The 12,578-nt window shown below is 34.9% G+C and carries 7 protein-coding genes; 1 reads left to right on the top strand and 6 read right to left on the bottom strand.

Annotation, left to right across the window (positions count from 1 at the left end):
* Positions 1–17 precede the first annotated feature (17 nt).
* The 3 genes from ruvA to BSF42_RS12015 all read right to left on the bottom strand — a co-directional run bounded on the left by ruvA (position 18) and on the right by BSF42_RS12015 (position 3,550).
* Complete coding sequence (gene ruvA / locus BSF42_RS12025; RefSeq protein WP_095953346.1) at positions 18–599, bottom strand: Holliday junction branch migration protein RuvA; 582 nt, start codon at positions 597–599, stop codon at positions 18–20.
* Between the two features lie 78 nt (positions 600–677).
* Positions 678–2,969: an NADP-dependent malic enzyme gene (locus tag BSF42_RS12020; protein ID WP_095953345.1), complete on the bottom strand. Its 2,292-nt coding sequence runs from the start codon at positions 2,967–2,969 to the stop codon at positions 678–680.
* A 155-nt stretch (positions 2,970–3,124) separates the two neighbouring features.
* Positions 3,125–3,550, bottom strand: a complete 426-nt coding sequence (locus tag BSF42_RS12015; protein WP_095953344.1) for a CBS domain-containing protein — start codon at positions 3,548–3,550, stop codon at positions 3,125–3,127.
* 1,022 nt (positions 3,551–4,572) lie between these two features.
* On the opposite strand from BSF42_RS12015, the gene BSF42_RS12010 reads away from it, so the two are divergent.
* On the top strand, positions 4,573–4,938 hold the full coding sequence (locus BSF42_RS12010; RefSeq protein WP_095953343.1) for a hypothetical protein: 366 nt from the start codon (positions 4,573–4,575) through the stop codon (positions 4,936–4,938).
* A gap of 86 nt (positions 4,939–5,024) precedes the next feature.
* On the opposite strand, the gene BSF42_RS12005 is transcribed toward BSF42_RS12010, so the two are convergent.
* The 3 genes from BSF42_RS12005 to BSF42_RS11995 all read right to left on the bottom strand — a co-directional run.
* A complete protein-coding gene (locus tag BSF42_RS12005; RefSeq protein ID WP_095953342.1) occupies positions 5,025–7,034 on the bottom strand; it encodes an OmpA family protein in 2,010 nt (669 codons plus the stop codon).
* 8 nt (positions 7,035–7,042) lie between these two features.
* Positions 7,043–7,954, bottom strand: coding sequence for a type IX secretion system membrane protein PorP/SprF (locus BSF42_RS12000; RefSeq protein ID WP_095953341.1), 912 nt, complete (start codon positions 7,952–7,954; stop codon positions 7,043–7,045).
* Positions 7,955–8,000: 46 nt separating this feature from the next.
* On the bottom strand, positions 8,001–12,578 hold a 4,578-nt coding region (locus BSF42_RS11995; protein ID WP_141248453.1), incomplete at its 5' end, for a gliding motility-associated C-terminal domain-containing protein.

Below are 12,578 nucleotides of genomic sequence, written 5' to 3'. Positions count from 1 at the left end.
TTTATATAGAATGAATTTTATAAGCTTTTTAAAGCTTTTTTGATAATTGTTTCCACTGTAGCTTCTGGATCTTCTTTGACAATCTTTTCTACTACTTTTTCAGAAGCTTTTCTAACAAAACCTAAAACTTCCAAAGCAGATAACGCTTCATCTCTATTTGTATTGTTTTGGACTACTGAAACTTCATCCAAATCGTACAACTTTAACACTTTTTCCTTTAAATCAAGTATAACCCTTTGTGCTGTTTTGTTCCCTATCCCTTTGATAGACTGAATTACACCCACATCTCCCGATGCGATGGCGTTTATAATTTGTCGTGGTTCTATCGACGAAAGCATCGTTCTTGCGATCCCCGCTCCGATTCCTGAAACCGAAAGTAACATTCTAAAAATTTCACGCTCCGATTTTTCGGCAAACCCATATAAAGTATGCGCATCTTCTTTTATTTGAAGATGCGTATACAATTTTATATTTTCAGAATTTGGAATTAATGAGAAGGTATGCAAAGATATATTCACCTGATAACCAACACCTCCACAATCAATCACAACTTCTGTAGGATTTTTTTCTACTAATCTGCCCTGCAAATGTGCTATCATAAATATAATTTATTAGTATCAAATATAATAAAAATGCCATAAAAATACGACATTTTTACTCAATCCTCATTAGAACGTTTATTGTGTGATTTTATTTTTTTTATTTTCTTTTTCCTGTGCATCAATAACTGCAATAGCAGCCATATTTACCATTTCTTCTACGCTTGCACCCAATTGGAAAATGTGAACTGGTTTACCCATACCCATCATGATTGGCCCAATTGAATTCACTTTATACAATTCTTTCAATAATTTGTAAGTGATATTTGCAGATTCTAAATTAGGGAAAATTAATGTATTTACTTTTTTTCCTGCTAATTTAGAGAATGGGAATTTCTCCTGCAACATTTCTGGATTTAAAGCAAAATCTGCTTGAATTTCTCCATCAACGATCATTTCAGGATGATTTTTGTGTAAGTACGCAACTGCTTCTCTAACTTTTGAAGCACTCTCACTTGTTGAAGAACCAAAGTTTGAGAATGAAACCATTGCAATAACAGGTTCAACTCCAAACATTTTTGCTGTTTTAGAAGTCATAATTGCAATATTAATCAAATCTTGTGCAGATGGATTAATATTTATTGCAGTGTCTGATAAAAACATTGGCCCGCGAGACGTAAGCATCATGTTTGCAGTTGCAATAAGTGATGCATTTTGTGCTTTTGGAATTAACTGCATCATTGGTTTTACTACTGAAGGATAACTTCTAGAGTATCCAGTCACTACTGCATCTGCTTCTCCTTCGTTAACCATCATTGCTGCAAAATAGTTTCTTTCGCGCATGAATTTCTCAGCATCTAGTTTAGAAACCCCTCTGCGTCCTCTCGTTTCCCAGAAAGAATTTGCAAATTTGTTACGTCTCTCTGCTTCTTCATCTGTTTTAGGATCAATGATTTCCAGATCAACATCAAAACCTAATTCTGCTTTTAATTCTAAAATTGCTTCTTTATTTCCTAACAAAATTGGGAATCCAATTCCGTCCTCATAAACAATTTGTGCTGCTTTTAGTACGTTTAACTGGTCTGCCTCAGCAAAAACAATTCTTTTAGGATCTAATTTTGCACGATTGGTAATCAATCGAACCATTTTATTATCATTCCCCATACGCTCGCGAAGATTATCTTCATAAGCTGCCCAGTCTGTAATTGGATTCTTTGCAACTCCAGATTCCATTGCTGCTTTTGCAACTGCAGGAGCTACAACAGTAATCAATCGAGGATCAAATGGTTTAGGAATAATATATTCTTGTCCGAAACCTAATTTTGTCGCTCCGTAAGCTACGTTAACTTGTTCTGGAACTGGTTCTTTTGCCAAAATAGCTAAAGCTTTTACAGCCGCCATTTTCATTTCTTCGTTGATTTTAGTCGCTCTAACGTCTAGTGCTCCTCTAAAAATATAAGGGAAACCTAAAACGTTATTTACCTGGTTAGGAAAATCTGAACGTCCTGTCGCCATAATAACATCTTTACGAGTTTCTACAGCTAAATTATAATCGATTTCCGGATTCGGATTTGCCATTGCAAAAACGATCGGACTTTTTGCCATTGTCAACAGCATTTCTGGAGAAAGAATATCTCCTGACGATAATCCGATGAAAACATCTGCGTCTTTTACTGCTTCTGCCAAAGAAATTTTTGGTCCGTCGATAGCGTATTTTAATTGTAAATCTGAAAGTGCAGGATTGTCTTTTGTTAAAAGTCCTTTACTGTTGAACATTAAAACATTTTCCACTTTCACACCCAATAAAACGTACAAATCAGTACATGCAATTGCTGCAGATCCTGCTCCAGAAACTACTACTTTTACGTCTTCTGCTTTTTTTCCTGCTAATTCAAGTGCATTGATTAAAGCTGCTGAAGAGATAATTGCTGTTCCGTGCTGGTCGTCGTGCATTACCGGAATATTTAATTCTTCTACCAGTCTTCTTTCGATTTCAAAAGATTCTGGTGCTTTAATATCTTCAAGATTGATTCCTCCAAAAGTTGGAGAAATATTTTTTACCGTTTGAATAAATTCTTCAACATTTTCGGTATTGATTTCGATATCAAAAACATCGATATCAGAGAATATTTTAAACAATAAACCTTTTCCTTCCATTACAGGTTTTCCTGCCTCAGGACCTATATTTCCTAGACCTAAAACAGCTGTACCGTTTGAAATTACAGCTACTAAATTTCCTTTTGCTGTATATTTATAAACGTCATCAATGTTTTCTGCAATTGCTAAACATGGTTCTGCAACTCCTGGCGAATAAGCCAATGATAAGTCTCTTTGGGTTGCATATTTTTTTGTTGGAACTACCTGAATTTTTCCTGGAGTCGGTTCTGAATGGTACAGTAACGCTTCTCTTCTTTTACTCTCTTTGTTCATTATTTTTAGCTTTTATTCTAGCTTACAAAGATATAAGTCTTGTTTTAAAATGGCGTGTTTTTAGCGTTTTCTTTTCTTAAAATCGATTTTGATTAATAAAAAAAGTCCAATAGAAATTGGACTCGTTTTAAATTTTTATCGCTTTTAGCTGTGCTTTATTGAGAAATATAAGAATTCAAATGATTAATGGTATCTTTTTGAATTTCTATAATTGCCTTCACCACATCGCTGATTGAAATTATTCCAACCACTGTTCCATCTTCTAATACAGGCAGGTGTCTTATTCTTTTTTCGCTCATAAGTTCCATACAATCTTCAAGATTATCAGAAAGTTTTACTGTAAAAACATTACTTTCCATAATCTCATGAACAAATGTTTCTTTAGAAGATTTATCCTTTAAAACAATTTTACGGGCATAATCTCTTTCAGACAATATTCCTTTTAAATCATTATCGTCAATGATTAAGATTGCTCCAATGTTTTTTTCTCCCATTACTTTTAACGCTTGATAAACCGTTAAATTGGAAACAACGGAATACACATTTCTTCCTTTTGCTTTAAGTATTTGATCTACAGTCATAATGAAAAATTTTTAGGTTTATAAAGTTATAATAAAAACAAACATGATTTGCAGCGAAATCGATTTTTTAAAATCACAACTTATTCATTTTAAACATTATACATAAAATCTAATATTTTCAAAATTATCCATTAAAGAAAGAAAAGATTTAGATTTATTTTTTGAAGAAAATTAGATTTTTTAACTTTTATTGAATTTTTACAACTAAAAGAGATTTTTAAAATGCTCCAGCGGACCAAATATTTATAGCAAAAGATAATACAAGGAATAAAGCTCCCTCGCAGCGACATATCACCCCGATGGGGTTTCTTTTATGGGGATTATAATATTTCTATAAATATTACGTCCCTCTGGGACTGAGGAAAATTAGATTTGTTTTATTGTTTAAACGTGAATAATAAAATAAAATGAAATTAATTATTTATTAATTGTTTTTGTCACAATATCAGATGTCCCGAAGGGACAAAATGCGGATCGAAAATCATTTCAAGGCTATCGATGATAAACTCCTAACGGAGTTTTTGTAGAAAAAACACTGTGAGAAATTATAGATTGGCCGCAAAGTAAATATCAATCAGGATTGTATAAAAAAGTAAACATATAGTTAGAAACTCCGCTAGGAGTTATTCATTGGTAGAAAAAAAAAATTCCCACCCAAATATTATCCCGTAGGGATATTTGAATAGAAAAAAGATTTTGGAGCGACATATCACCCCGATGGGGTTTCTTTTATGGGGATTATAATATCTCTATAAATATTACGTCCCTCTGGGACTAAACTTAAATTTTCTACATTTTTCAGTCAATATTTACTCATACTAAATACTTTAACTATAAAAAAACATAACCCGACATATATGTCGTTGCAAGTTTTTACAAGTTTAAACAAATTTGAATTATAAAAAAAAACTTACAAAAACATTGTGGTGTCTTAGAAATAACAAATCAAATTGGAGGGTATATAAAAATTATCAGAACAATAAAATGTTAATTCAAAACTAGTCATAATTAAAATATCTACTATGGAATCGAATGAAACTAAAAATTTAGATCATCTAAAAAAACTTACTTCTTTATATTTCCGAACTTTAAAACCATCAAATGACCAAACCGAAGTGAATGTTGCCCAAATTAAATTTCTAAACTATGCTGAATTGGGGTATGTTATTACAGACATGCTAAAGTTATGTATTCTAGCTTTGGATCAGGATGCGAATAAAATTTCTGGAACAAACAAAAGTCAATCCATTAATGTGAGTCTTATTTTGGAAACTATTTTACAACTGATTCCTTTGGATGAATTTGAGCTTTTAAGTGAAATAAATTATATGATAAGTGCAGATTCTAAAATTATAAATGATAAACAAAAGCCCTTTTCTAAACTTTAGAAAAGGGCTTTGATTTCGTACTTCTTGACAATTATTTTATCAAGCCAATTGGAATTTAGAATTTCAAAAAATTGGAATTTCTTTAATTACATTGCCACAATAATAAACTCACTTCTTCTGTTTTGCATGTGTTCTTTTTCGGTACACTTTACTCCGTCGGCACATTTGTTTACCAATTGCGTTTCGCCATAACCTTTTGCAGACAAACGTTCTTCGCCTATTCCTTTTTGAACAAGCCAGTTTTTAGTAGACTGTGCTCTTTTTTCTGAAAGAATCTGATTGCTTTCTGAAGACGAACGACTATCGGTATGAGAACGAATATCTAATTTCATATTTGGATATTCCTTTAAAAGATTTACCACTTTTAATAATTGTGGTTCTGATGTTTTTTTGATTGTTGCTTTACCCAAATCAAAAAAGTTCATTGGAAGATGCAATAATTTTGCTAAATCTGCTCCGACTCTTATTGATCCCAATTTAACTGGACTTATCGCAATTTTTTTAACTTCGATTGTTTTTGCTGCTAAAGGTTTGAAAACTTTATTTAATCCAATCATCAAAGTAGTTTCGGCATCTTTTGAAATATGTACAGCAACTTCTTTTGCGTTGTAATCATTCTTAGAGGTTCTAATCGTATATTTTCTGCCGCATTTTACAGCAGTAAAACTATAATTTCCTTTATCATCTGTAAAAATTGTTCCAACTGGATCAAATTTATCGTTAAACAAAGTAAGTGAAGTATTGGCAAGCAGTTCATTAGATTCTGCATCAGTTACTGTTCCTGTCAAGTTTTGTTCGCAGATTAATCTTTTGGTTTCGGTAAATCGGTAAATATCATCTAAACCTTGACTGCTTTCTCTATTTGAAGAGAAAAATCCGTTTCTGTTTTTACTGTCAATAGAAAAAGCAAAATCATCTTGCTTACTATTTACAGGCTCGCCAACATTAAGCACTTCGTCAAAAGTTCCGTTAGCTTTTATTCGCACAGCAAAAATATCCAATCCGCCCAAACCTGGTCGACCGTCAGTTGCAAAATACAATTCGTTATCTCCAGAAATAAAAGGAAAAGTTTCTCTTCCTTCGGTATTAATTGCAGGACCTAAATTTTCTGGTTTCCCAAAAGTGCCATCTTCGTTAATCGCAGCTTTAAAAAGATCTGACTGTCCCAACGTTCCGGGCATATCTGATGCGAAATACAATGTTTTTTCGTCCACACTTAAAGCTGGATGTGCTGTACTATATTGGTCGCTGTTGAATGGAAGTTCTTGAATATTTTTCCATTCGTCATCAATTAATTCTGCTTTGTATAATTTTAAAAGCGTAACATTTTTATCGTTGCTTCTTCTTTTTCCGTCCGTAAAATTATTTCGGGTAAAATACATCGTTCTGCCGTCTTTTGTAAAAATCGGACTTGACTCATTGAAATTGTCTTTTTTCCTTTTTACTAAAAGCTCTGGTTTTCCAACACTTCCATCGGGCATTAAAACTGCGGTGTATAATCGAGAGAAAGATCTGTTTGTCCATTGAAAATTAGCTTTAACGACTCCGCCTGTATCGCGCGCAGATGTAAAAACTATTTTATTATTGTAAACCGTACTTCCATAATCTGAAAAATTAGAATTCACTCCAGCATCGGCAATTTGGAATCGGCCTGAATTTTCTTTTATTAGCTCTAAATAATTTTTATCACTTCGAATTAAATCGGCTCTTTTTTCTAATACTGCTTGTTCATTAAACTTTTGTAAAACTTCGTCAGATTTACGATAATTCCCTGCCGATTTTAAAGATTGTGCGTAACGGTACAAATATTCTGATTGCTGATTTGGATTTATTGCAAATAATTGTTCGTACCACTTTAATGCGCTTTTAAGCTCTCCATTAAAATAATAAGAATTTGCGAGACGCTGCATAATTCCTTCATTATTGTTCTCGGCGTTTACTAAATTTTCATACACTTTTATGGCATCCGCGTAAGCGTATTCATCGTACTTTTTATCTGCATATTTCAAATTCATATTGGTGAATGGATTTTGGGCATTCACATTTGAAAAAAAAGCTGACAGCAAAAAGATCAAAAGTAATTTTTTAACTTTCATAGGTATCATTAAAAGAATCTTGGAGATATCATTTTATTATAATTATTGAAGAAGTCGAATCTTAGGAAAATTTCATGAGATCCAGAATTGTATTTTCTCAATCTTGTAGTTTCATGATCGTAACCATAACCTATATACATTCCTTTTGTAACTTGAAATCCTGCCATAGCACTAACAGAAGCACTCCAGCGATACGCAGCTCCTAAAACGAATTTATCATTAAACATAAAATTTCCTGAAACATCTACCTGCAAAGGTGCTCCTTCGACCATTTTGGTCATTATAGCTGGTTTGAATTTGATGTATTCTAAACGATCCAGATTAAATACATAACCTGCAATTAAATAATAATTGATTTTTTCTTTGAAAATAGCTGTATCATCAGAATCATAACGATTTGTTTCGATAAAATTTGGCACAGATAATCCGATATAAGCACGATCTGAATGGTAATAAATTCCGGCACCAACATTAGGAGATATTCTGTTTTTCAAATTCTGAAACTGCTGATCGTCCTGATCTTCCATACTCAATTTATTGATGTCCAGATTAAAAAGATTTGCTGTTCCTTTTATTCCGAAAGATAAATTCCATGATTCTGAAGTTGGAATAGTATAAGACAAATCTGCCGATAGTGTATTTTCTGTCGTTGGTCCAATTTTATCATTTACTAAAGAAACGCCTAAACCTAAATCGCTATTACTTAAAGGTGTATTTACAGAAAATGTGCTTGTTTCTGGCGCACCATCTAGCCCAACCCACTGCGTACGGTATAATCCAAAGACGCTCAAAGCTCCTCTCGAACCTGCGTACGCCGGATTAATTTCGATTGTATTATACATATACTGCGTAAACTGCGCGTCTTGCTGCGCATTGGACACAATCGAAAAAAACATAAAAATTAAAATTAACTTTTTCATTTAGTAAGCTTTAAACGGCTTAGATGCACTAAGCCGTAATCTATTTTTATTTATTGATGTATAAGTAACTTGATTCTTGGTGTGGGTTATTAGCACTGTCTTTGTATTTCAAAATATAGAAATAGGTTCCTACTGGCAGGCCGTCTGTCTGTTTAACCGTAGAACGCCCGTTAGAATATCCTGTAAAGACTCTGTCATTATTATCGTAATGATCTATACTGAAAACCAAAACTCCCCAGCGATTGTAAATTTCAACGGTATTTTCTGGGTAGCATTCTATACCTCGAATATAAAATCTTGAATTCTTCTCGTCTCCATTTGGAGAGAAAGCGTTAAGGACTTTAATTGAACAGCCATTTAAATCTAAGACAGTAGGATTATCTCCACTATTACTTGAATCGTCTGAAAGATCTTCAACATTTACTCCTCTTGCACTGCTTCCTTTTACAGATGCTTGGTTACTTACACTGCCTCGATTAATGTCTTCTTGTGTTATTTTGTAAACCGCGCTGAAATTAGAGTTGTTAGATTCACCCACAGCCAATGAAATTGATTGTCCTGAAACTACTACTCCCGTTAAAGGATCTGTTACTATAACATTTATAAGAGGTACATTTCCTGTGTTTGTTACCGTAAATTTATACGTGATTGTTTCTCCTGCATTGGCAAAACCGCTCTTGTTTTCGTCGTTGAAAACGGCAGTTTTTACAACTGCAATAGCTGGAACTTCAACAAAAACATTTAAAACAGCTGTTGCACAATTTGTGGTACTTCCTTTTTCGCAAACCTGATACGTTAATACATAATCTCCTCCTGGTGTGTTTGGTTTAACACTTACAGTTCCATCTGCATTCCATTCAAAATAGGTGTTAGTTGTTAAAGGCTTAACTAAAACATTTTCAGGATTGATTGGCTGTCCGTTTATCAAATCATTATCTAAAACATTCACAAATTCAATAGCGCCGTTAATTCCATCAACACTGCTGTTATTGTCATTTTCTAAAGTAATTTGAATTGATGTTGGAGGAGCTGGGTCCACACTATTCAACACCGTAATTTTAATTACCGCCTGACTGCAATTTGAAGTATTTGAAGCGTCACAAATTTGATACGTTAATTCATAAATTCCGTTTGGCGTATTTGTCTTAATGTCTATTGAACCGTTTGGATTTAGCGTCAAATTTGGATTTGCAACAACTGTTGATAAAATAACATCAGAAGAATTTGGTTTTACTCCATTTAAAATATCATTTGCAAAAATATTAAGTGAAGCATCAATTCCTTTTTTTACATCAATTGGTCCTGCTTCGTCATTATTTGCTTTAATTGAGAATGTTGGACGCGCATTACAACCTGATACCGCTGCTGGATAAGCAACAGAAACAGTAACGGTTGGATTTAATGAAAATTCCATTTTCACTCCATTTCGTGTAAGTTCAAAGCCGTCTGTTCCTTCTGTCCACTGTTCGTTATTTAAAATCCATCCCGGCCAATCTACTCCATTTCCACTGCCATCAACTACTGCACCCGGCCAGGTAATAGTACCGCTTAATGGTAAGTTTGATTGAGTCGCTACAACATTATTTGCACTATCAATCCATTTAATTGTCAATAGATTGCTTGTTGTAAAATTATCCGGAGTAACTGCATAGTTTACGTAAGGAACGTTGTTTGCACAGTAGCTGTCTGCTGTTACTGTCATTTTTGGTTCTGTTACCGTTACTTTTACAACATTAGAGCTACAGTTACCTAAATTTAATTTCTCACAAATTGTATATGGCAACTCATAATCTCCTGCTGGTGCATTAGGCGCAAGGATAACATTTCCATTTTCATCTAATGTTAAGTAACCCTTTGGATCTGTTCCTGGAGTAAGTTTTACATCTGATGGTACAAGAGCGTTTCCATCCTTTGTATCATTCTTGAAAACATTTATTACTGTTTGCGGAACGTTAACTCCAACTGCAGATGGTACAAGATCTTCATTTGCAATAAGATTTCCTCCTGTAACTATTACTACTGAAATTACTGAATCGCAGTTTGTCGGATTGGTATTTTCGCAGATGCGATATTCTATATTATAATTTGCTGCCGGCGTATTTGGCGCAACAGTAATGGTATAATCTGGGTTTAATGTAAATCCTGCAGGAAGTTTTCCAATAATATTAAACTTAATCTCTCCTGAAGATGTCCCTGCTGCTACTGGATTTCCATTTAATTTATCATTAGCAATTAACGATATTGTTGTTCCTCCAATATTTCCATTAATTGAAGTTACGGGATCTGCAACTGCTTCAATTTTTGGAGCAGTTGCGGTTACCTTAACTGTATTCGATTTACAGTTTGAAGTATTTAATTTCTCGCAGATTGTATATTCTAACTCATAGTCTCCTGCTGGGGCGTTAGCTCCTAAAGTCAATGTTCCATCTGGATTCAATACTAAATACCCTTTTGGATCTGATTTTGAAACTTTCAGAATTACATCTACAGGATCTAATTTTACTCCGTTTTTAGTATCATTATCCAAAACATTTATACCCAATGCCTGATCTGTATTTGATCCAACGATTGAAGCCACAAGATCTTCATTTGCTACAAGATCACCTGATGTAACTGGTATCACTATAGTCACAGAATCGCAATTGGCAGGGATCGCACCAACTTCACATATTATATATTCTACATTGTAATCTCCTTTTGGAGTGTTGGGATTTACTGTAATAGTTCCATTTGCATTTAATGTCAATCCTGTCGGTAATGTCCCCACTATATTTACACTAATATTACCAGAATTCGTTCCTATTACAACTGGATTTCCATTTAAAGTATCATTTCCTGTCAATGCAGCGGTAGTTCCACCAATATTTCCATTAATTGGAGAAATTATGTCTACAACTGCTTTAATATTTCCTTTTACCACAACCGCCGCTTCTGCTGTATCACAGTTTGCAGGGTTTGCGCCCGTTTCGCATAATTCGTAAGTAATTTTATAGGTGCCTGATACTGTATTTGGCGCAAGAGTCAGGACTCCGTCCGCATCAATACTTAAAGGACCTGTTGTAATCGGCGTTACATCTGTGTTTGATGCTGTAACTGCTGTTCCGTTTAAGGTGTCGTTTGCGGTTACATTTCCAACTGTTACTGCTGTTACTGCATTTGGAACTGCTGTGAATGAAGAATCATCTTTTGCATCCAAAGTTCCTTTTACCACAACTGTCGCTTCTGCTGTATCACAGTTTGCAGGGTTTGCGCCCGTTTCGCATAATTCGTAAGTAATTTTATAGGTGCCTGATACTGTATTTGGCTCAAGAGTCAGGACTCCGTCCGCATCAATACTTAAAGGACCTGTTGTAATTGCCGTTACATCTGTGTTTGATGCCGTAACTGCTGTTCCGTTTAGCGTGTCGTTTGTAGTTACATTTCCAACTGTTACTGCCGTTAATGCATTTGGAACTGCTGTGAATGAAGAATCATCTTTTGCGTCCAAAGTTCCTTTTACCACAACCGCAGCTTCTGCTGTATCGCAATTTGCAGGGTTTGCGCCTGTCTCGCATAATTGGTATGTAATTTTATAAGTGCCTGATAAAGTATTTGGCGCAAGAGTCAGGACTCCGTCCGCATCAATACTTAACGAACCTGTTGTAATTGCTGTTACATCTGTGTTTGATGCCGTAACTGCTGCTCCGTTTAGCTTGTCGTTTGTAGTTACATTTCCAACTGTTACTGTCGTTAATGCATTTGGAACTGCTGTAAATGAAGAATCATCTTTTGCATCCAGAGTTCCTTTTACCACAACTGTCGCTTCTGCTGTATCACAGTTTGCAGGGTTTGCGCCCGTTTCGCATAATTCGTAAGTAATTTTATAAGTGCCTGATACTGTATTTGGCGCAAGAGTCAGGACTCCGTCCGCATCAATACTTAAAGGACCTGTTGTAATCGGCGTTACATCTGTGTTTGATGCTGTAACTGCTGCTGCGTTTAGCGTGTCGTTTGTAATTACATTTCCAACTGTTACTGCCGTTAATGCATTTGGAACTGCTGTAAATGAAGAATCATCTTTTGCATCCAGAGTTCCTTTAACCACAACTGTCGCTTCTGCCGTATCACAGTTTGCAGGGTTTGCGCCCGTTTCGCATAATTCGTAAGTAATTTTATAGGTGCCTGATACTGTATTTGGCGCAAGAGTCAGGACTCCGTCCACATTAATACTTAAAGGACCTGTTGTAATCGGCGTTACATCTGTGTTTGATGCTGTAACTGCTGTTCCGTTTAAGGTGTCGTTTGCGGTTACATTTCCAACTGTTACTGCTGTTACTGCATTTGGAACTGCTGTAAATGAAGAATCATCTTTTGCATCCAGAGTTCGTTTAACCACAACTGTCGCTTCTGCCGTATCACAGTTTGCAGGGTTTGCGCCCGTTTCGCATAATTCGTAAGTAATTTTATAGGTGCCTGATACTGTATTTGGCGCAAGAGTCAGGACTCCGTCCGCATCAATACTTAAAGGACCTGTTGTAATCGGCGTTACATCTGTGTTTGATGCTGTAACTGCTGTTCCGTTTAAGGTGTCGTTTGCGGTTACATTTCCAACTGTTACTGCTGTTACTGCATTTGGAACTGCTGT

It is taken from the genome of Flavobacterium sp. ACN6, from assembly GCF_002304005.1.
Classification (GTDB): Bacteria; Bacteroidota; Bacteroidia; order Flavobacteriales; family Flavobacteriaceae; genus Flavobacterium.
This window is presented reverse-complemented; position numbering and strand designations above follow the sequence as displayed.

What these genes read in the sequence shown, in the direction of transcription:
- ruvA (WP_095953346.1), bottom strand. Translation starts at nt 599, where the DNA reads ATGATAGCACATTTGCAGGGCAGATTAGTAGAAAAAAATCCTACAGAA.
- BSF42_RS12020 (WP_095953345.1), bottom strand. Translation starts at nt 2,969, where the DNA reads ATGAACAAAGAGAGTAAAAGAAGAGAAGCGTTACTGTACCATTCAGAA.
- BSF42_RS12015 (WP_095953344.1), bottom strand. Translation starts at nt 3,550, where the DNA reads ATGACTGTAGATCAAATACTTAAAGCAAAAGGAAGAAATGTGTATTCC.
- BSF42_RS12000 (WP_095953341.1), bottom strand. Translation starts at nt 7,954, where the DNA reads ATGAAAAAGTTAATTTTAATTTTTATGTTTTTTTCGATTGTGTCCAAT.
- BSF42_RS12005 (WP_095953342.1), bottom strand. Translation starts at nt 7,034, where the DNA reads ATGAAAGTTAAAAAATTACTTTTGATCTTTTTGCTGTCAGCTTTTTTT.
- BSF42_RS12010 (WP_095953343.1), top strand. Translation starts at nt 4,573, where the DNA reads ATGGAATCGAATGAAACTAAAAATTTAGATCATCTAAAAAAACTTACT.